General features: G+C 63.1%; 10 protein-coding genes. 3 read left to right on the top strand and 7 right to left on the bottom strand.

What is annotated here, in order from left to right; translation table 11 throughout:
• Window positions 1-25 precede the first annotated feature (25 nt).
• The 3 genes from sov to E4021_RS13045 all read right to left on the bottom strand — a co-directional run bounded on the left by sov (window position 26) and on the right by E4021_RS13045 (window position 9,494).
• The gene (gene sov / locus E4021_RS13055; RefSeq protein WP_136459802.1) at window positions 26-7,411 is read right to left on the bottom strand and encodes a T9SS outer membrane translocon Sov/SprA; all 7,386 of its coding nucleotides are present in this window, start codon (window positions 7,409-7,411) and stop codon (window positions 26-28) included.
• 109 nt (window positions 7,412-7,520) lie between these two features.
• Window positions 7,521-8,114: a Holliday junction branch migration protein RuvA gene (ruvA, locus tag E4021_RS13050; RefSeq protein WP_136459801.1), complete on the bottom strand. Its 594-nt coding sequence runs from the start codon at window positions 8,112-8,114 to the stop codon at window positions 7,521-7,523.
• Window positions 8,115-8,150: 36 nt separating this feature from the next.
• On the bottom strand, window positions 8,151-9,494 hold the full coding sequence (locus E4021_RS13045) for a TolC family protein (protein WP_136459800.1): 1,344 nt from the start codon (window positions 9,492-9,494) through the stop codon (window positions 8,151-8,153).
• 45 nt (window positions 9,495-9,539) lie between these two features.
• Between E4021_RS13045 and E4021_RS13040 the strand changes: the two genes are divergently transcribed.
• A complete protein-coding gene (locus E4021_RS13040; RefSeq protein ID WP_168797597.1) occupies window positions 9,540-11,633 on the top strand; it encodes a ComEC/Rec2 family competence protein in 2,094 nt (697 codons plus the stop codon).
• Here the strand turns inward: E4021_RS13040 and frr are convergent.
• The 3 genes from frr to serS are packed head-to-tail and all read right to left on the bottom strand — an operon-like array spanning window position 11,630 to window position 14,236.
• On the bottom strand, window positions 11,630-12,193 hold the full coding sequence (frr, locus tag E4021_RS13035; protein ID WP_136459798.1) for a ribosome recycling factor: 564 nt from the start codon (window positions 12,191-12,193) through the stop codon (window positions 11,630-11,632). The two genes, E4021_RS13040 and frr, sit on opposite strands and share 4 nt — an antisense overlap.
• 45 nt (window positions 12,194-12,238) lie before the next feature.
• Window positions 12,239-12,940: a zinc metallopeptidase gene (locus E4021_RS13030; protein WP_136459797.1), complete on the bottom strand. Its 702-nt coding sequence runs from the start codon at window positions 12,938-12,940 to the stop codon at window positions 12,239-12,241.
• A 12-nt stretch (window positions 12,941-12,952) separates the two neighbouring features.
• Entirely contained in the window at window positions 12,953-14,236 is a 1,284-nt protein-coding gene (gene serS, locus E4021_RS13025) for a serine--tRNA ligase (protein ID WP_136459796.1), read from the bottom strand.
• Between the two features lie 356 nt (window positions 14,237-14,592).
• On the opposite strand from serS, the gene rho reads away from it, so the two are divergent.
• Both rho and E4021_RS13015 read left to right on the top strand, forming a co-directional pair.
• Window positions 14,593-16,563, top strand: a complete 1,971-nt coding sequence (gene rho, locus E4021_RS13020) for a transcription termination factor Rho (RefSeq protein ID WP_246050298.1) — start codon at window positions 14,593-14,595, stop codon at window positions 16,561-16,563.
• Between the two features lie 183 nt (window positions 16,564-16,746).
• Window positions 16,747-17,388, top strand: a complete 642-nt coding sequence (locus E4021_RS13015) for an MBL fold metallo-hydrolase (RefSeq protein ID WP_136459794.1) — start codon at window positions 16,747-16,749, stop codon at window positions 17,386-17,388.
• Window positions 17,389-18,010: 622 nt separating this feature from the next.
• On the opposite strand, the gene E4021_RS13010 is transcribed toward E4021_RS13015, so the two are convergent.
• Entirely contained in the window at window positions 18,011-21,190 is a 3,180-nt protein-coding gene (locus E4021_RS13010; protein WP_136459793.1) for an ATP-dependent DNA helicase, read from the bottom strand.
• Window positions 21,191-21,199: the final 9 nt, after the last annotated feature.

Genomic DNA, 21,199 nt, shown 5'->3' with positions numbered 1-21,199 from the left:
ATAACGGTACTACTGAAAGGCCCTTCTAGTTCAATTGGAAGCGCACGACCACGCCGCCGCTCGCGGCCGTCTGGGGGAAACCGAGGGGGTTGAAGGGGGTGGTCTTGCGGTAGTCGAAGAAGGCCCGCAGGCTGAGCCGCTGGTTGAGCTGGTACTCTACCGAGGGGGCCAGGGTGAAGATGCGCGCGCCCTCGATGATCTCGCGGGTGGGCGGCAGCAGGCGGCTGGCGTATGATTTTTCGTCGCGCAGGCTGAAGTTGAACTGGATGTCCATGTCGCTGACGTTGAGTCGGCCGCCGCTGCGGCTGTTGCCGCCGCCGGGGCGTCCGGTGTTGGTCGTGGGGGCGGGTTCGCGGGTGCGTTGCCGGCCCTGCAAGAAGCCGATCTGGATGTCCTGCAGCACGATCCCGAAGCCACCGATCACCTGCTTGCCCACGCTTTCGGAGAGCAGCTTGCTGACCACGTTGATGCTGCGGGTCTCGGAGCTGGTGTAGGCGAAGTTGACCGACAGCCCGTTCACCAGTTCGGCGTCGATGCTGAGGAGGGGCGCGAAGGACTTGGCCTCGGACAGGTTGGGGATCTCGATGCGGGGGAAGAAATTCAGGCTGACCGTATCGTAGCCGGCGATTTGGGGATTGGCCTGCCGCTCGAGCGCGTCCAGGTAATCGAGGCTGGTACCGTAACTGGCGATCGTGAAGGTTGACTGGAAGCCGTGGGTGATGTTGACCCGCCGGAAGATGTTGCTCAGGTCGCCGACCCGGTCGAGGCCGCTCCAGGTCAGTCGCCAGTTCGGGGCGCCGGTGACGTCGAAGGGATCGAGGCTCACCGTATTCGGGTCTTCATCGCGGTAGGCCGCCAGGAAGGCCGGCAGCAGGACTTCCTGCTGATTGGGGCCGTAGCCGAAGGAATAGCCCTGCGCCGCCAGGTCGGGATCGGCGTGCGGGGTGCTGCCTCCGCGGCGGCGGCTGATGATGCGCCGGTTGGCTTCAAAAGCGGCGAAGAGGTTATTCAGGTTGGTAGTATCCTGGTTGAAAAGGCTCAGGGCGCCGCCGTTGCTGAAGGTGAGCGATCCGTCGCGCACGGGAACGCTGTGGGTGAAGGGCTCGTTGGGGCCCTTCTCGAGCACCTTGAAGGTTTCGGTGTAATTCTCCGAGAAACTGCGGTCCATGGTAAGCTCCAGGCGGAAGTCGGCGAAGGGCTCCACGATGGCGTTGGCGTCCCACTGCTTCGTGTAGTTCTGGATCACGTCCTGGCTCAGGTAGGGACTGGTACTGATGTAGCCGCTGGTACCGAGCTCGTTGAGGTAATCCGCGTCGGTGGCCCGCTGGTCTTCGGCCAGGGTGCGGATCTCGGGCTGGAGGCCCGCGACGAATCCCCAGCCGGGGGTGGTGAAGCCGTCGCTGAGGCCGAACAGGTTCGGTTCGGGCAGGAAGCCGGGAATGACGGTCGTGAAGTCCTCACTGTAGGTGAACCGCGCCCGCCGGATGGCCAGCAGGGGCCGGAGGAAGGAACTGCCGCCCGCGGCCGTCTCATTGTTGTTGGACTGCCGACCGGTTTGCCGGGTCGGCCGGCGCTGCCGCCCCGCCTGGTTGGCGGCGCGCAGGAAGGGAATCTGGTCGTAAAAGCGCTCAAAGTTGAGGTCGGCCGTCACCTGCCGTTGCTGGCTGTTCTGGATGATGTTGCCCAGTCCGCGCTCCTGGATCAGCAGCGGCGCGGCGGCCCAGGTGTAATTGCCGAGATACTGGGCGCGCACGTCGACGAAGTCGAGGAAGGGCAGGTAGCGCAGCGGCAGCTGGTAGCTGGCGTTGATGGTGTGGTTGTACTGCTTGGGCCGACCGCCGTTGAGCAGGTTGCTCCAGATGCTGTCGCGGCGGATCTGCTGGGCTTCCTCCTCGGGCAGTACGACGATATCGTTCTCGTCGGGCTCGTCGATCGTCGTGTTCATGTTGGCGTTAAAGCCCAGGCGCAGACTTCGCGTGAGGTTCCACTGCACGTCGTAGCTGCGGTTCCAGATGAAGCGCTTGTTGAAGAAGGTATTGAACTTCTCGTCGACCCCGGCAAAGCGGTAGCTGGTGGTGGCGAAGCTGCGGTTGATCACGTTGGTGATGCTTACCGTATTCGGCAGCGGGTTCAGGTTGAACTCGCTGAGCAGGCGCAGGTACTTGCTCTCGATGCCTTTGAAGGGCTCAAAGCTCTTGGGTTGGGCGCGGCTGTAGGTATAGTCCAAAGCCCCGGTGTGGTCCCGCACGACTTCCGACTGGATGTAGGGGTCACTGTGTTCGTTCTTGGTGTAACCGTAGCTGACCGAGAAGTTGGCCGGATCGATCGGGCTGGGCTTGGTGCGCCGCGTCGAGGGGGCGATGCTGACGTTGTTGAGGTTGACGGCCGTGATCTTGTCGATCTCCTGGGCCTGCTCGCGGATGCTGTCGCGCACGACCGGGCTTTCGGCGGCCCGGAGCTTGTCCTGCAGCGGAATATCGTAGTCATAGGGGTCGTACTCGGGGGTACTCACCTGCTTGCTGTGTTGCAGGTAAACCGGCAAATTCACGCCCCAGCGGGTGGGTAGGAAGCGGTTGAAGCTCAGGGTAGTGGCCAGGTCGTAGCCGGCGGTCTTGAAGCGGTTGCGCTCCACGACGCTGTTGTCCAGGGCCCCGAATCCGATGCTGCTGTAGTTGACGGCGGCGGTGAGGTTACCCAGGTCGGCCAGCTGCACGTCGGCGCGGGCGATGGCGGCCACGCCGCCCCGCTCGTCGAGCCCCTCCAGGCGCAGTTCGTTCACCCACACCTCGGCGCTGATGCCGTCGTTGTCCAGGTCCTTTTCGTTGCGGACGCCGATCATGAAGACCTTCACGAAGCCCAGGTTGGGGTTACCCTTGATGCGCAGGGTATGGTTGATGCCGTCTCCCGGCGAGTAGCTCTGTTCGTAGGTGGCGTCGGAGGGTACGCTGCTGTTGTTGCGCTCCAACTTCAATTCGCGCAGGAGTTCCAGGGGCAGGTCGACCTCGTTCTCCGGCAGCCAGACGGAATCGGCGTAGGCCGTGCCGTTGGGGTTGAGCCCGTCCAGTCCGGTGGTGTCGGAGAGCGCCAGGGGCACTTCGTACTCGTAGTAGTTCTGCTCGAAGTCGGAGCCCAGGCGCATGAAGAGGCGCAGCTCGCCGTCCTTGGGCCGGTCGATGCGGCTCTCCCCGGTGGCTTCGGCGTGGACGAACATTTTCAGGCGCTCGTAGAGGCGCAGGTCGGTTTCCGTGTACTTGAACACGGCGCGGCTGTCGCTGGGCTGCAGGTTCTGCACTTTCAGGGCCAGCGACTGCTCGTTCTGCAGGGTGGTCACCAGGCCTAGGCTCTGCTCCCGACGGATGCCGTTGGGCAGCACGTAGTTGAAGGGTTGCCGGCGACTGTTCTCCTCGATGTTGACGGCGTCAATAAAGAATTCTGTGTCTTCCTCACCCCCGATGATCGGGCCGGTCTGGAAGGGACGGTTGTAGCGGCGCCAGCTGTTGCGCACCAGTTCGAATTCGGCGAAGCGCAGGGTCACCGGTGCCTCGAAATCCTTCATGAACATGCGCATGAAGCGGATCGACCGGAAGTCCTGGATGCCGCCCACGGAGGTCTTCTGGTCGGTATTCAGGGGGATGCGGAAGCGGTACCAGATGCGGCCCGTCCCGCCCACGTCCTCGATGCGGTCGGTGATGAAGGGGGTGGCCTCCACGTCCAGTTCCCGGGGGTTCACGGCCGACTGCACGAAGGGAATCTCGTACTGGAAGTAGCTCTCGGATTCGTTGAGGGTATTGTCCTGGTTGAGGTCCTCGTCGTCGGGCAGGTTGGTGGCCGACTGCCGCAGGTTGTTGTTGGTGTTGTCGTTGGCCGCGGAGTTGCCCTGGGTGTTGTTGAAGTTCTTGTAGCGCGTGAGCAGGCTCACGTCCTCGCCGAAGCGTTCCTGGTCGTTGAAGTAGTAGAAGTTGTCGTTCGACACGTCTTCGGCCAGCCGTTGCTGCACCTGGGGGTTGCCCGCGAAGGCGGCCAGGTAGTCGGCGAAGTGCTCCCGCTCACCGTCGTCATCGAATCCGTCCAGGCCGACGTCCTGCGCTTTCCGGCTCTCGGGGTCGTTGTCGAAGCCCTGGGTGATCTGCTGGGCCACGGGTACGCGCGACCAAACTGTCCGGTCCACGGGCCGCCGCGGGTTAAGGGGGGTGGGCAATCCGTTCTCGAAGAACTTGCGGCTGTCCTTGAGGATGTCCTCGCTTACGTTGCCGAGGTTAATGTAGAGCGTACCCTGCTTGTCGGCGGCGTCCGGAGCAGCCTGCCGACCGTTTTGGGGGTCGAGGAAGGGCGAGAGCATCCAGAATTCGATGAATTCGATGTTGGACGACTGGAAGTCGGTCGTCGTCATCTCCCGCATGATGCCGCCCCAGCGACTGGCGGGGTCGAGCAGTTTCACCGGGGTCAGGGGGTCGCCCTGGTCGGGCAGGGCACCGGCGGTCAGGCCGGGGTAGCCCGAGGGGGTGTCGAAGTTATAGGGCCCACGCTCGTTCGGGTAGAACGACATGTCGAAGGTGAAGAACTGGAACAGTCCGCGCCGCCCGGCCCCCGCGTCGAAGAAGGGGAAGACCTCCTGCTGCGGCACCACGCTGGTGTAGACGTTGTTGTTGTCAAGGGCGTTACGCGCGCTCTGGTCGATGCGGTACCAGCTCAGGTTGGCGCGGTTGGCGCCGCTGACGAGTCCGGGCAACTGCGCCTCCGGGAAGAGCGGGTTGTTGTTGCCGGCGTCGTTCTGCGGTACGGAGGCCAGGTACCACCGCTGCACGGGCGTCATCAGGTCGATGGGGCTGGCCGTGCCCTCGAAGTCGTCAAGGTAGACGATGCCGCCCTTCTCGCTGCGGCTCAGGTTGATGGCCCTGCTGTGGCCGGGGTCCAGGATGGCGGTCTCGGCGGTCAGGCTGACGTTGGAGGGGGCGTTGGTGCTGAAGAACGGCAGCTTGTCGAGGGTGCGCGTGAGCCAGCCGGAGGGTTGGTTGTAGGTGGCGTCAAAGCCGTATATCCGGTTGTTGATGGGGTCTTCGCCGAGGTTCACCTTCTGGGTGAAGGGGCGCTCGAAGAGCTGCATGAAGGTGCCACCGATGGCGAGGTTGTCGTTCACCTCGTAGTCGGCGCGCAGGCCCAGCATGGTTTTGGTCTGCAGGCTGAAGATCGTATTGTCCTCGAAGCTTACGTTGATGGGTACGCCGGAGCTGAGGATGGCGTCGTTGAGGATGCGCACCCGCCCGGTGCTGTAGTCGACCGTATAGTCGCGGCCCTCCACCAGCAGTGCGCCGCCGGCCGTCACCCGTACGGAGCCCGCCGGGATGTTGAAGGCGCCGAGGCTGATCTCGCTCTGAACGGTAGACTTGTAGGAGCCCCGGATGGCGAAGCGGTTCTTCTCGGGAAACTCGCGGGCCTGGAAGAGGGTGGAATCGTACAGTTCCTGGTAGGTAAAGCGCGGTGCCACCTCGGGTGGCAGGCGCTCGGCCAGGTCGCTGCCGAAGGGTTCGAGGACAGGGAAATAGATGCGTCCCGTAGAGGGGTTTATGGTGATGCCCGGCACGAAGTCGAACACCCCGTCGGGCTGCGGATCGCCCTGGGTATTCAGGCGGTCGAGGTTAAAGGCCCGGATCAGCGGCACGCCGGGGATCGGGTTGAAGGTACCGCCGGGCAGGTCGGTAGGTACGGGCAGGAAGCGCTGGAAGCCCTGTCCGGGGTTCTCGTACTGCACGTCGAGGCGGAAGTCCTCCTGGTTCACCTGGTAGGCACCGAGGGAGTAGACGTTCTTCATCATCAGGTCCCACGCCGGCTCGCTCACCCGCTGGGTGGAGCTCTTCAGCAGCTTGGTGATGAGCACCTGGTTGGCGAAGTTGCTGGTGTCGGAGCTGCTGTTGTCGGTGTTCACCGACAGTTCGCCCACCTTGAAGATCTCTCCGTTGTACTTGTAGCGGTAAGAGACGGCCACCACCTGGTCGGGCTGTACGTTGATATTGAGGGAGATGAAGCCGAGCTCCGGATTGACGGTGTACTCACGGGGGTCGAGCTTGCGGGCCGACACCTTCTCGAAGTCGCGGATCTGCTCGAGGCCGAACTGGGCCGATTGCAGCACCGCCACCGTGCGGTCGATGTCGCGCAGGTTCTCCTCCTGGGCCACGAGGCGGCCGTAGAGGTCGTTGGCCCCGTTCTCGGGCAGGGGGCGACCGTCGCAAATCTCCTGGTAGCGGGGCGTGGGGAACTGCCCGACGGCCCGGGGGTTCGTCAGACGGGTGGGCTCACCAAGATCGGCGAAGGCCACGATGTCGCGCACGTCCAGTACCTCATTGCGGTCGTTGGTGATCCAGACCTCGATATTTTCCAGGTGGAAGAGGGTCTGGATCTGCGGCAGGTTGCTCAGGGCTTCCTCGTACACCTCGCGGTTGTAGTGGCTGAGGAAGAAGTGGCGGTTTTCGTCGTACTCGTCGGCGTAGACCTCGAATTCCTGGAGCTGGCTGCCGCCCTCGATGGTCAGTTTTTCGCGCTGCGACCGCTGCTGGCTGGCGATGGCCGTCAGGCGCAGGTGGCCGAACTGCAGCTCGGTTTTGAGTCCGAACAGCGACTGGGCGCCCTCGATCAGGGTACCGCGCAGGGGCAGGCTCACGTCGCCGGCCTCGATCTTGCGGATGATGTCGTCCTCGCCGAAGGCCTCGCTGTTGTAGTCGAGCTTGATCTGGTTGTCGAAGTTGAAGTTGGCTCCGGTGTTGTAGTTGGTGTTGAGCTTGAGCTTGTCGCCGATCTGCCCGGTCACGTTCATCTGGATGTCCATATCGAAGTCGAAAATGGTATTGCGCCGGAAGCGCTCCACGATGAAGGGGTTGTCCTGGTACTGGTAGTTCAGGCCGAAGCTGAGGTCGACGCTGCCCTGCGGCTGGATGCTGATCTCGGTGCCGCCGAAGAGATTGTTGACCAGGTCGGGGTCCAGCTCGATGTCGGCCAGCGGGTCGCCCACACTGACGAAGTCCTCGGGGTTGCCCACCCCGGCCAGGTTGTTGAAGTAGCGGCGCTGGTCTTCCCGCTGCCGGTATTCAAAGTATTCCTCGAAGGTCAGGTAGGTGGGCGGGCGGAAGTCGATCTCCCCAAGGCGCTCGCGTACGATGTAGCGGCCGGTGGCGGGGTCGTACTCCACGGTCTTCTCCACGCCGGCGGGGTCGCGCAGGTCGACGGGGTTGCGGTTGGGGTCGGTGATGAAGTCGCGGCGGCGGTCGCGCAGGGGGGGCAGGGTGTCCGTCAGGACCGGTGAAAGAAAGGAAAGGGCAGCTTCGCGGCTGGCCACGGCGTCAGCCTCCGTGCGGTAGGGCACGATGGTGAAACTGAGGGAAACCAGGGCAACACAAAGAGAGAGTAGTGTCTTGTTCATACGATGCAATCCTTCCTGACCCCCGGGTATGAAGTAAGGGCGGCGGGCTTAAAGCGTTTTCCCGCTGGTAGTTACGGGAGGTAGTTAGACAGTCAACAGAGGGCCGGGACTAGGAAGACAGTTCACGCAACGCGAGCTTGATCAGGTCTTCCGGCGTAGCCGTCTGAGGATGGGCCGCAAGTACCCGATTTAACGCGCGTTGAACGGCGGGCCGGCCAAAGCCCAGGTTAACCAAGGCTGATAACGCCTCGCTCCTAAGCGTATTGCTTTGCGGCGATAGCATTGTCGGGGATTCGCCAGATTCCTTGATCATCTTGTCCTTGAGGTCCAGAATGATCCGCTGGGCCGTTTTCGGACCGATCCCCTTCACCTTGCGGATGGTGCTCACGTCCTCCCCGATCACCGCGGCGCGCAGCTCCTCGGCGTTCATGCTCGAGAGCACCACCAGGGCCGTGGCCGGTCCCACCCCGCTCACCGAGATAAGTAGCCGAAAGAGGTTGCGCTCCTGCTCTTCGTAGAAGCCGAACAGCGTCTGCTGGTCCTCCTTCACGTGGAAGTGGGTCAGCAGGGTCACGGTCTGGGCACCCTCGATGCGGGTATAGGTGTACAGACTGATGTTGATGTGGTAGCCGATGCCCCCGGCCTCCACCACTACGAAGGAAGGGTTCTTGTGGGCCACGGTGCCCTTTACGTACGCGATCATGCGCGCAAGGTAGCGTTTCGGCCCGTGCTTGCGGCCCTAGCGGATGATCTGACCGGTCACGCGCAGCAGCTCGGTCTCGGTATTCTTGAGGTTGAGCAGGGCGTTGAGCAACTGGAATTCCGCGTTCGCGTAATTGAGCTGGATCTGCCGGTAGTCGAAGCTGTTGATGGTCCCGCCCCGGAAGCGCTCCTCGGCGATCTCGAGGTTGCGCTCGGCGTTCGCGATCAGGTCCTGGGTGATGCCGATGATGCGGGCCTGGTTTTCGTATAGGGCCAGTGTATTCAGCAGGGCCGTGCGCAGTTGTTGGCGGGCCGACTGGTAGTCGAGCTGGGCGGTGATCTCCTGCAGGCGTGCTGATTGCTCGCGCACGCGCCGGTTACCGCCGTCGAACAGCAGGTAGCTGGCCGTGAAGCCCACGTTACCGGTAATCGTCCGGGCCGCCACGCCGGGCAGCTCCTGCTCGCGCCCCGGCTGGTCGCCACCGAATTCAAAGGTCTGGGTACCCGTCTGTACCGCCAAGTCGTAGCCGAAGCCGGCCCCGATGCCTACGGTGGGCTTGTATTCGCTTTCCACCAGCTGGGTCTGCAGGGCTGCCAGGTCGCGATTGATGAGCAGGTTCTGCAGGGTCCGGTTGGCGGCGATCAATTGATCTTCCAGGGCCGCGGCATCGTAGTCGGTGGGGTCGTACACCAGGTCATCGGCGAGCTCTACCTCCTGGTTCAGGTCGTCGCTGCCCATCGCCTGCAAGAGGTTGCGGACGGCGTTGCGGTAGCTCACGCGCTGAACTGTGAGGGCGGAGGAGTCGGAGAGGTAGGCATCCCGGGCCTGCAGTTCGTCAAAGGTGCCGCCCTGCCCGAATTCCTGGCGCACCTGCTGGTACTCGATCCGGTCGCGGCTCAGGGTCAGCACCCGCTCGCGCACCTCGATCTGCTCGCGCTGCACCACGGCGTTGTAGTAGGCGTTGATGATGTCCTGCACGGTATTTTCGATTTGCAGTTGCAGCTGGCCGGCGCTGAGGTCGGCCAGGGTTTCCAGGCGTTCCTTGTTTATGGCGATGCGGCCACCGTTGAAGATCACCCAGTTGAGGTTGGCGGAAGGGCCCAGGGTGTAGCTCGTGGTGGCGCTCTGCACCACGATGCTGGCGGGGTTGCTCTGGTTGCGGTAGGCTACGCCGGGGTTGATGCCCAGGGAAATGGTGGGGTACTTCTGCGTGAGGGCGTAGTCGTTATTGTTGCGGGCCACCTCGAGTTCGTTGGCGGCAATGCGGATCTGGTAGTTGTTTTCCAGTCCGCGCTGGATGGCATCGCTCAGCGTCAGGGTCTCCTGGGCGCGGACGCAGGTGCAAAGCAGGACCGCAAGGAGCAATAACATTTGGTTCATGCCGGGGGTAAGGTTGAAAAAGCCAAAAATACTACCTTTCGGTCGGTGATCCCTCGCAGCGCATCCGACCGGCCCACCATCGCTTGGGCTGCCGCCCCGTTGCTTCCCCCCGTGGCGGCGCTGGCTGCCGGTATCCTGGCGTCCGCGGTTCTGGATTACCGTTACACCGCGCCCTTCGCCGCCCTGTGCCTGACGGCCCTGCTGTTAGCCCTGGCCCTGCACCTGCGGCCGCGCCCAGATCCTCGTCGGGCTACGCTTGTCTCGCTCCTGCTGCTCGCGGCACTAACCGGATTTGGGGGCTGGTACGCCGCCGGGCGGCACCCCCTCAACCACGCGGATAACTTCGGGCATCAGTATGTAGCCGGCGACCTGCTGGCCGGATCGGTGGCGGCCGTGCGCCCCGGTGCCCGACGTACGGCCGTGGAAGTTGAGGTGGCAGGCATCATCCGCGCCCGGAGTACTCACCCCGTCAGCGGCAAACTGCTGGCGTACCTGGAAGGGGGCGACACGCTCGCCGTCGGGGAGGAAGTCCTGCTGAACGTGACGCCGGAAAGGGTGCCGCCCCCGCTGAATCCGGAGGTGTTCGATTACGGGGCCTACCTGGCCGGACAGTCGATCTACCACCGGGCCTACGCCGACGCGCACGAGTGGGAACGTCTGGTGCCCGCCCCGACTTCCTCGCTCGCGGTCCTGGCCGACCGCTCCCGCAATGCCTGGTTTGCGACCCTGACGCCCTACCTCGCGGGCGACAACCTGGCCGTGGCCGCCGCCCTGATCATGGGTAAACGCGACCTGCTGGGCGCGGAGGTGCGCTCGGCCTACGCCGATACCGGGGCCATCCACGTACTGGCCGTATCGGGACTCCACGTCGGCATCCTGGCCCTGGTCGTCATGCAGCTGCTCGGGTGGGTGCTGCCCGCGCGTCCGTTCTGGTCGGCGGTGCGCACGGCGGTCACCCTGCTGGCGGTCTGGTACTTTGCCCTGGTGACCGGCCTGAGCGCCTCGGTACAGCGGGCGGCCCTGATGGTGAGCATCGTACTGATCGGCCGCGCCGTGAACCGCAACAACAGCATCTTCAATCTGCTGGCCATCGCCGCCCTCCTGATGCTGGTCGTGCAGCCCAAGCAACTCTTCCAGGTCGGTTTCCAACTGTCCTTCGCCGCCGTGGCGGGCATCGCTCTCTTCGCCCGTCCGCTGCAGCGGTTGCTGTACCTGCCGGGGCCGCTGACGCGGGTCTGGGATGCCGTCAGCGTCTCTACGGCGGCTCAACTGGGCACCCTTCCGTTCGCCTTGTATTACTTCGGCCAGTTCCCGGTCTACTTTCTGTTCAGCGGCACCCTGGTGATCGTCTTTGCTTACCTCGTGCTGTCTTTGGGGCTGCTGCACGGACTACTGGCCGCGCTCGGGCTGGGGTTGTGGCCCACGGGCACCCTCCTGAACGGGGTGGTGGACCTGCAAAATGCCTTCATTTTCTTCTGCCGGTTCCTGCCGGGGGCTACGCTGGAGTTTGCCGACTTCAGCGGCTTTATGGCCCTCACTTTGGCGGTCTTGATTGGTTGTCTGGCCTACCTGGCCTTTCGCCCCAGTCATCGGGCCCGGTGGGCGGCCCTCCTACTGGCCGGCCTTTTGGGGCTTTACGGCTTGCTCATGCCCTGGCTCAACCCCACTCCGCCCCAGTTCACCATCTATCACCTGCCACGGGCCACGCTGATCGACGTATTCGACGGACGGGCGGGTACGGTGATCGGCGATTCGCTCGCGGAGGGCCAACTCGATTACCAGGTCGCTCCCCTCCGGCGCAAGCTTGGGGTGCCCTTCTCCGCTCCCCTGCCCTTCGATCGCCCGGAGAGCCGGGGGGCGGCGGCCGTGGCCTATCCGCTCCTGCGGCTGCTCGACCGGCGGGTGCTGGTGCTGGACGGGGATCGGACCTATCCGGACACGGCCGCCTGGCCCGATGCCGACCTGTTGTTGGTGCGCAACGGCTTCCGCCCCGGGGCTTTACCCGCCGCGCTGGCGGAGGTTCCGATCGTGGTTGACGGCTCCAACGCGCCCTACCGCGTGAACGATTGGCGGGAAGCCTATCCGGAAAAGTTACACGTGACGGCGGAGGACGGGGCCTTCCGCTACTACAATTACTAGAGCGTCATCACTTCGCGCTCCTTGTTCTCGACGATCTCCTCGATCTTCTTGATGTAGGAATCGGTCCAGCCCTGCACCTTCTCTTCCATACGCTTGCCGGCGTCTTCGGGGTAGCCATTCTTGACTTCCTTACGGATACTGTCCATGGCATCGCGGCGGGCGTTGCGGATCGAGACTTTGGCCTCTTCGCCTTCCGATTTGACGACCTTGGCGAGTTGGCGGCGGCGCTCCTCGGTCAGGGGGGGTATGTTGATGCGGATGAGCTGTCCGTCGTTCTGGGGCGTAACGCCCAGGTTGGCCTCGAAGATGGCCTTTTCGATGTTGGGCAGGTTCGACTTGTCGAAGGGCTGGATGGTCAGGGTGCGGGAGTCGGCGGTGCTGACGTTAGCGGTCTGACTGATCGGCGTGGGTACGCCGTAGTAGGAAACCATGATGCCGTGTAGCATGGCGGGGCTGGCCTTGCCGGTACGGACCTTGACGAGTTCGCGCTCTAGGTGCTCTACCCCTTCTTCCATGAGCATCTTCGTTTCTTCCAGCTGGTCGCTTAACAGGTCTTCCATTATTCAGGTAAATTTTTGCAAAAGTAAGCAATCGGTCCTTGCGGGCTAATCGCGCCGGCCCATATACCGGAGAATCAGCCAGAAAAGGATCGCCAGCGCCGAGAGTGCCGCGACCACGTAGGTCATCGCCGCCCACCACAGCGCGTCCTTGGCACCTTCGTGCAGGCTGCCCCGCGCAGTGCCGCTGCTTTCCAGCCAGGCCAGGGCGCGGCGGCTGGCGTCGAACTCGACGGGCAGGGTAAGGACGCTGAAGAGGGCCGTCACGCCGAACACGCCGATGGTGATCAGCAGCAGCGTTTCCCCGAAGCCGCCCGCGATGCCGGCCACGGCCAGCATCAGTAGGATGCTCTGCAGGCGGGAAGCGATCTGCACCACGGGCACCATCTTGCTGCGGAATTGCAGCCAGGCGTAACCTTTTGCGTGTTGCACTGCGTGCCCGCACTCGTGGCTGGCCACTGCGGCGGCGGCTACGCTGCGGCCGGCATAGACGTCGGGGCTCAGGCTGACGGTCTTGGTGGCCGGATTGTAGTGGTCGGTGAGCATACCTTGCCCGGGCACGATGCGCACGTCACGAATGTTGTAGTGATCGAGCATGCGCTGCGCCACCTCCGCCCCGCTCTGCCCATTGGGCATGGGCACCTGGCTGTAGTGGGCGAATTTGCTCTTGAGGCGATTGCTTACCAACCCGCCAATTCCCGCAAATATCAGGGTAATGATAATGTAAATGCCGTATCCGCCGGTAAACATGGTCGCGTTGCTTTAGGAGGCAAGGGGCGTCAGCCGATCCTTGCCGAAGTAGCCGTGCAGCACTTCGGGTAATAGAATCGCTCCATCGGTTTGGTTGTTCTCCAGCAGCGCCGCAATGATGCGCGGCAGGGCTAGGGCGCTGCCGTTTAGGGTGTGCAGCAGTTCGGTGCCGCGCTCCGTGCGGTAGCGGAGTTTGAGGCGGTTGCTCTGGTAGGTCTCGAAATTGGATACCGAGCTCACCTCCAGCCACCGTTCCTGGGCGGCGCTCCAGACCTCAAAGTCGTAGGTCATGGCCGAGGTGAATCCCATATCGCCCCCGCACAGCCGGAGGATGCGGAAGGGCAGTTCCAGTTCCCGAAGCAGGCCGGCGACGTGGTCGACCATTTCGTCCAGTTTGTCGTAGCTCTCCTCCGGGCGCGCCAGCTGTACGATCTCCACCTTATCGAACTGGTGGACGCGGTTCAGGCCCCGCACGTGGGCACCGTAGCTGCCGGCTTCGCGGCGAAAGCAGGGTGTATAGCCGGTCAGCCGTATCGGCAGGCGGTCGGCGTCGAGGAGTTCGCCGCGGTAGAGGTTGGTCAGGGGCACCTCGGCGGTGGGGATCAGGTAGAGGTCGTCGGCGGGTACGTAGTACATCTGCCCTTCCTTGTCGGGCAGCTGCCCAGTGGCGCGGGCGGTGTCTTCGTTGACCAGCAGCGGCGGGGCGTACTCGGTATAGCCGGCGGCGGTGTTGCGGTCCAGAAAGTAATTGACCAGCGACCGTTGCAGCCGGGCGCCCTGCCCGGTGAAGACCGGAAAGCCGCTGCCGGTGGTCCGTACGCCCAGTTCCAGGTCGAAAATGCCGTAGGTGGCGGCCAGTTCCCAGTGGGGGTGGGCATCGTTGCCGAGGGCGGGCAGTTCGCCTTCGTGGGGGCGGTAAACTTCATTGTCCTCCGCGCTGCTGCCGGCCGGGACGCGTGCGTGGGGTACGTTGGGCAGTTGGAGGAGCGCTTCTTCCAGCTCTTCCACCGCCCGGTTGAGTTCGTCTTCTAGGGGGCCGGTCTGCTCCTTTATGTCGTTCACCCGCTGTCGCTTTTCGTTGGCCTCGTCCTTGCGGCCGGACTTGAAGAGCTCGCCGATGGTTTTCGACAGGCTGTTGCGCTCGGCCAGGAGGTTATCGAGGCGGGCCTGCAGTTCCTTGCGGCGGTCGTCGAGTGACACGACGCGGTCGACGCTCTGCGCGGCATCGAGATTGCGTTTGTTCAATCCCGTCAGGACACGTTCGCGGTCGTCGCGCAGGGTGGATACGAGTAGCATACCATTATCTTTAAGTGGGGCCCAAAGGTAATTCACCGGCCCAGACATCCCGGCCGGCACCCGCCGGAGGGGGCCGTAAACCTTTATGTCCTGATTTTTGTATTAAGTTGCAAATCTATCACCGCCTTTCGTCTACGTTTCGAAATTTGGTTGTAGGTTTGCGCGGCAAGCGATTCCGCGTGCTGACTCTGGTAGTGGCATTTCTGCCCTCCCCGCCGGTCGACCTTCACTTTTTCCGAATCTCTGGCCCTCTGATCACGCTTCCGCTCGGGAAGCCGGCCCGTAACCATCGGTTCCACCAATTTCCCCTTTACGTACCATACCTATAGATGTTTAGCATAGCGCAATTACAGGGCATGCTGGTCCCCGAACTTCGGGACTACGCCGAAAAGTTAGGCCTCAAATCCTACAAGAAACTCAACAAGCAGGACCTTATCCTGACCCTGCTGGAGCAACAAGCCGTCAAAGGAACCGGCGCCGCCAGCGAACCGCCCGCCGCCTCGGATACCGACCGCGTGCCCAACCGCCGCGCCGCAGCCGCCGCTGCCGCCGCCCGCAACAGCGATGACGATACCGACGGTACCGACCAGAATGAAAAATCAGGCCGCGGACGTGGTCGCCGCAGCAACCGCTCTTCCGACGGCAACGACGATAACAAGCGCCCCGCCCGCGGTCGCGGACGCTCCGGCAATAACGGCACCGACAACGAGGACAACGACGACGCCGACAGCAAGGACGACGATAAGTCCAGCGGAGGAGGCCGTACCCGCCAGCGCGGACGCCGCAGCATGCGCGAAGAAACCAAGCAAAAGGACGATTCCGGCCGCAACCGCGGAGGCAATAAGCCCGATAACCGCGACGACAACAAGGATAAAGGCGACGACAACCGCAGCCGGGGACGGGGACGCGGCAATGAAGGCGACGACGAATCCGGCACCGAGCAGCAGCGCTTCGACCGCTACGAGCGCCGGGGCCGCACCGAAGAACGCGACGACAATCGCGGACGGGGCTCCAATAACGAGCGGGGCAACCGTGGAGGCTCACGCAACGACGGCGCCGACCGCGGTAACCGTGGCGATTCCCAGAACACCGACCGCGGCAATCGTGGTGACTCCAGCAACAACGAGCGCGGTAACCGCGGCGACTCCGGCGGCGGAAACGATCGCGGACGCAGCGACAACCGCCGCGGCCAGCCCGAATTCAAACTGGACGGCATCATCAGCTCCACCGGCATCCTGGAAATGATGCCCGACGGCTACGGCTTCATGCGCTCGCCGGACTACAACTATATGACGAGCCCGGACGACGTTTACGTCAGCCAGCAGCAGATCAAATCCTTCGGTCTTCGCACCGGCGATACCCTGCGCGGTCCCGTCAAGCCCCCCAAGGAAGGTGAGAAGTATTTCGCCCTCCTCGACGTAGAAAAGATCAACGGCTTCGACCCGAAGGACGTGCGTGACCGCGTACCCTTCGACTACCTCACCGCCCAGTTCCCCACCGAGAAGTTCACCCTCTCCGGTTCCGTGGGCGGCCGCGACTACGGCATGCGCCTGGTCGATCTCTTCGCCCCTATCGGTAAGGGTCAGCGCGGACTCATCGTCGCACAGCCCAAATCCGGTAAGACCTTCCTGCTCAAGGACGTCGCCAACGCCATCGCCAAGAACCACCCCGAGACCTACCTCATCGTGCTGCTCGTCGACGAGCGCCCGGAGGAAGTCACGGACATGAAGCGCAGCGTCAAGGCCGAAGTCATCAGCTCCACCTTCGACGAGCCCGCCGAAAACCACGTTCGCGTTGCCAACGTCGTACTCGAAAAGTCGAAGCGACTGGTGGAAAGCGGCCACGACGTATGTATCCTGCTCGACTCCATCACCCGCCTGGCCCGCGCCTACAACACCGTACAGCCCAGCAGCGGCAAGGTACTTTCCGGTGGTGTCGAGGCCAACGCCCTCCAGAAGCCCAAGAAGTTCTTCGGTGCCGCCCGTAACATCGACGGCGGCGGATCGCTGACCATCCTGGCCACCGCCCTCATCGATACCGGCTCCAAAATGGACCAGGTCATCTTCGAGGAATTCAAGGGTACCGGCAACATGGAACTGCAACTCGACCGCCAGCTGGCCAACAAGCGGATGTACCCCAGCATCGACTTCACCCGCTCCAGCACCCGCCGCGACGACCTGCTGCTCGACCGCGACGTACTCCAGCGGATGTTTATCCTGCGCAACCACCTGGCCGACATGAAGCCCGAGGAAGCCTTCCAGTTCCTCATGCGCCACATGAAGAACACCACCAGCAACGAGGAATTCCTGGCCACCATGAACTCCTAGCCGGCGCTAATTTCTCGGCCCACCGAACGGGGGATCCGGGTGGTCGTCTACCAAGACGGGCTTCCGGTTCCCCCGTTTTTTTGTGCGGCGGGGCGCGGGTGCATCGCCTGCAGTTCCTGTGGACACGGCTCCCGGTAGCACCTTCCTACTTCGTATTTCGTTCTTCAAACTTTGTACTTTCCAATGACCACCGTAAATACCCTGACCCAGAATCCCGTCCAGGAAAATACCTACCTAGTCTACGACAACGACACCAAGGAGGCCATCATCTTCGATCCGGGTGCCTTCACGCCGGCCGAGGAACGGGAACTGGCCGCGACGATCGACCGGTTGGGCCTGAAGCCCGTAAAGCTGATCAACACCCACTGCCATTTCGACCACATCTTCGGCAACGCGTTCGTTGTGGAGCGTTACGGTCTTCAATTGGGGATCCATCCCCTGGAGCAGCAGATCCTCGAAGCCGCGCCGATGATCGTTCAGGCCTATGGCTTGCCCCCTATGACGGCCTCTCCCGCCCCGGACTACTTCATCCATGATGGAGATACCGTGACCTTGGGTACGGCCACCTTTGAGGTGCTTTTCTGTCCGGGCCATTCTCCAGGCAGCATCTGCTTCTACAACCGCGCGGAAGATTACCTCATCGCGGGCGACGTCCTGTTTCAAAGATCTATCGGCCGCACCGACCTGCCCTTAGGCGATCACGATACCCTTATCGGTTCCATCCTCACCAAGCTGATGCCCCTCCCCGATCAAACGGTGGTTTACCCCGGGCACGGCCCCACCACCACCATCGGTGAGGAACGGCGGGAAAACCCCTTCCTGTAGCGACTTCAGCCCCGTAGCGACGGCTTTAGCAGTCATTCTGCCCCCATATATAGCAGCTTGCCGGCTCAAGCCGGCGCTACGAATGACAGAAAACGCCCCTTAGTGACGGCTTTAGCAGTCATGCTGCCTGTAAATCAGCTTTTGCTACGGCTTCGCCCGTCCTAATGCCCGCATTCCCAACAGCTTGCCGGCTCAAGCCGGCGCTACGAATAACAGAAAACGTCTCGTAGCGACGGCTTCAGCCATCATGTTGCTCGCATCCATTGCAGCTTGCCGGCTAAAGCCGGCGCTACGAATAACAGAAAAACGGCCTTAGCCCTCATGCTGCCCGTAAATCAGCGATTTGCGACGGCTTCGTCCGTCACACTGCCCGCATATAGAGCAGCTTGCCGGCTCAAGCCGGCGCTACGAATAACAGAAAACGCCCCGTAGCGACGGCTTCAGCCGTCATGCTGCCCGTAATTCAGCTTTTCGCGAGGGCTTCAGCTATCATGTTGCTCGCATCCATTGCAGCTTGCCGGCTCAAGCCGGCGCTACGAATGCCGACGGATATACACTGTAGCGGCGACTGTTAGTCGCCAGGCTGCCTGTATTCATAACAGCTTGGCGGCTCGCCCCGGCGCTACGCCGAATCATCCAGCCCATAAACCGCCTCGGTGGCCTCCAGTGGCACCTCATCGGTGAGGTCGCGGGCGAAGCGGCACCACTCACAGTCCGGTTTGCCGCAACCGGTGAACTGGTGGTCCTGAATGGCTTCCCAGGTATCGCGCAGGATCTTCCGCAGGGCGTCGGTGTCCTTCGTCATCAGTTCGATGCGCTCTTCGGTTTGCTGGCCGTCGGGGTTGGTGAGCAGGTAGCTGATGCGGCCCTCCTTGACACGGCGCAGGTTGCCGGGCCGGTTGTCGTACAAGAGCTTGTAAAAGGTCAGCTGCCGCCAGTAGTCTCCGCCGTAGGGGTTGGTCTTTGACGGCCGGCGGAGCTTACCGCTACCGGCGGTGCTCGTTTTGTAATCCACCACGCGAACGTAGGCGTCGCTCATCACATCGATACGGTCGATGATGCCCGTGAGGGGGATGCCATCCACTTCGGCGTTGCGGATCAGGTATTCAATTTCCACGTCGTTGACCCAGTCCTTTCGGAAAGTATCGTAGTAGGTGACCAACTCCCGGCGGCCGCGTTCCAGACGGCTTTCGTAGCCTTTGCGGGACAATAGCCCGCGCCGCTTGGCCAGGGCGATCTCGAAGTTGTACACCAACTCCTCCCGGCTGGGGAAGGCGTGGTCGGGGTCCCGCTTCATCCGCAGGAAGTAATCCTGCAGCGCCTCGTGCAGGGCAGAGCCGTAGACGGTACGTTCCCGCTCCCGGTCGGGCACGCGGAGCAGCTTTTCGTAGTAGAACCGCAGGGGGCAATCCAGGTAGGCATACAGTGCGCTCACACTCAACCGGAACTCGGACAGCAACTGATCGATCGCGCTGCGCTCCAGCAGGGGGAAGCGGGCGGGGTCTTTCGGACTCAGTTGCAGCAGCGCCAGTTCGTCGAGAATGGCGGCGTCGAGGTTGGTTTCCCGGTGCGCTACGTCGCCGCCATCCATCAGTTCGTCCACGAAGGCGACGTGCTGCTGAAGTTTGTCTTTGCTGCTGAACTCCGCGCAGGAAAGCACCACCTCGGAGCGCGCCCGCGTGAGGGCCACGAAGAACAACCGGCGCCGGGCCTCCTCCTCGTCCTCCGTACCGGCGTAGGTGAGGGTGTCGGGCAATTTGAAGCGGCTGCGGGAGCGGCCCCCGCCGGGGCCCCAGCTCTTTTCCGAGCAGTCGAGCATCCAGACCTTTTCGAACTCCAGGCCCTTGGCACTATGGGCCGTGACCAGCAGTACCGCGTCGGCCTGATCCAGGTGGGAACGCAGTGGCAGCTCGATGCGGTTGCCATCCATCTGGTCAAGGGTTTCCAGCAGGTCACGCAGGGTGAGGCGGGGCCGGCGCGACAGTTCGCGCAGTACAAAGTCGGTAAAGGTCGCCAGATGCTGCAGCAGTTCCGCCCGGTTGGGATCACGCAGTACGCCAGCCAGCAAACCGGAACCGTTGAGCACGTACTCCACCAGTTCCGCCAGGGGCAGGCTGCCAATCCGCCCGATTGCCTCCTCCAGCCAGCCGGCCACCCGGTGAAGGGCGGCTCCCTCCTCCACGCCGTAGGGGTACAGCTCCGCCTGTTGCAGGTACTCCCGCCAGCCGGGGAAGCGGCCGTGAACGTCAACGGCGTCGAGGCGCCCGAGATTGACGAGCGACAGATCGTGGGGCCGCAGGCCGAAGCAGCGGAAATGCAAAATGCGGAAAATCAGGTACTCCCCCGTTCCCGGGCGCTCGTACTCGGCGTGCAGGTAGCGCAGCAGATCGCGCAACTGGCGTACCGGTCGGCCGTCGAGCACGTTGGGGCGTCGCTTGCTACGGTAGGGAATCCCCGCCCGCTCGAGCAGGTGGCGGAGCAGGTCGGCCTGACTGTGTTTGGCGTAGATGACGGCCATTTCCGACCACGGAATGCCGGCTTCGTGCCAGTGCTTGAGCTGGCCTACGAGGTACCCGGTTTCCTGCCGGTGGTCGGGGAAGCTGCGGTAGGTGATGCCACGTGGCCCGGCCCCTTCTGCTGGTACGGCACCCGCGTCCGCGCCCGCTGAGTTGCTGTTGAGCCGCTTGTCGATGTCGCGGTGGGGCAGCCGGTCGCCGATGCGCAGGACATTGCGGTTGATGACGGCCTCCGCGCCGTTGAGGATGGGTTGTATACTGCGGTAATTCTCGGTGAGCGTGACCACGGTGAGGTCCCGCGCGTAGCGGTTGTGAAAGTCGACCATGGCGTTGAGGCGGGCGCCCTGGAACTCGTAGATGGCCTGGTCGTCGTCGCCGACGATGAAGATGTTGGGATTTTCCCAGTAGTCGGTCAGCAGGCGAATGATGCGTTCCTGGCTGCCGTTGGTGTCCTGGAACTCGTCTACCAGTAGGTACCGGAAGCGTTCCTGGTAACTGCGCAGCAGCGCCGGATGATCGTGGAAGGCCCGCAGTACCCAGCCGATCATGTCGCCGTAATCGTACCGCCGCTGCTGCCGCAGGGCTTCCTGGTAGCGGGGGAAGAGACTGACGGCCGAAGCGAGTTTGGCCATACGGCCGCGCTCCTCCTCGATCAGACCGGTCTTGGGGTCGCCGGCCTGCTTGTCCTTGTACTTGCGCTGGTAGGTGAAGTCGGGGTGGCGCTCCAGTCCGTCAACGTAGGTGGTGATGCGCTGCTGCATTTCGTCCTCGGTCCAGTTCTCAGCCTTCATCTGGGCGAAGAGGTCCTGCAGGTGGTCCTCGTAGTGGTAGGTTTCGTGGTAGCCGAGTCGCAGGGGGTCGGTTTGCGGCAGCCGGTCGAGCAGGTCGCGGATGATGCGGATGCGCTCGAGTTCCGAAAGCGGTTCGAGGCCGGGCCGGCCGAAGTAGTGCAGGTTGTGCTGGATGACCTGGCTGCAGAAACTGTGGAAAGTGAAGATGCTTACGCGGTGCGCTTCCGGACCGATGAAGCTCAGCAGCCGCTCGCGCATGGCCTTCACGCCGGCGTCGGTGAAGGTCAGGCAGAGGATATTCTGGGCGCCGGCGTCGGTGCGCAGCAGGATATTTCCGATCCGCGCGGCGAGCAGGTGGGTCTTGCCGGTGCCCGGACCGGCCAGTACCATCACCGGTCCTTCCACGGCCTCCACGGCGGCGCGCTGCCGGTCGTTGAGGCGCGCGAGCTCGGCCCGGAAAGAGGCGTTGTAATCGTAGAGCTTACGTGAGGGCATGAAGACAAT

It is taken from the genome of Neolewinella litorea (assembly GCF_004803465.1).
Lineage (GTDB): Bacteria > Bacteroidota > Bacteroidia > Chitinophagales > Saprospiraceae > Neolewinella > Neolewinella litorea.
This window is presented reverse-complemented; position numbering and strand designations above follow the sequence as displayed.

Coding starts and splice junctions, on each gene's coding strand:
- sov (WP_136459802.1), bottom strand. CDS start 7,411: ATGAACAAGACACTACTCTCTCTTTGTGTTGCCCTGGTTTCCCTCAGT.
- ruvA (WP_136459801.1), bottom strand. CDS start 8,114: ATGATCGCGTACGTAAAGGGCACCGTGGCCCACAAGAACCCTTCCTTC.
- E4021_RS13045 (WP_136459800.1), bottom strand. CDS start 9,494: ATGAACCAAATGTTATTGCTCCTTGCGGTCCTGCTTTGCACCTGCGTC.
- frr (WP_136459798.1), bottom strand. CDS start 12,193: ATGGAAGACCTGTTAAGCGACCAGCTGGAAGAAACGAAGATGCTCATG.
- E4021_RS13030 (WP_136459797.1), bottom strand. CDS start 12,940: ATGTTTACCGGCGGATACGGCATTTACATTATCATTACCCTGATATTT.
- serS (WP_136459796.1), bottom strand. CDS start 14,236: ATGCTACTCGTATCCACCCTGCGCGACGACCGCGAACGTGTCCTGACG.
- rho (WP_246050298.1), top strand. CDS start 14,593: ATGCTGGTCCCCGAACTTCGGGACTACGCCGAAAAGTTAGGCCTCAAA.
- E4021_RS13015 (WP_136459794.1), top strand. CDS start 16,747: ATGACCACCGTAAATACCCTGACCCAGAATCCCGTCCAGGAAAATACC.
- E4021_RS13010 (WP_136459793.1), bottom strand. CDS start 21,190: ATGCCCTCACGTAAGCTCTACGATTACAACGCCTCTTTCCGGGCCGAG.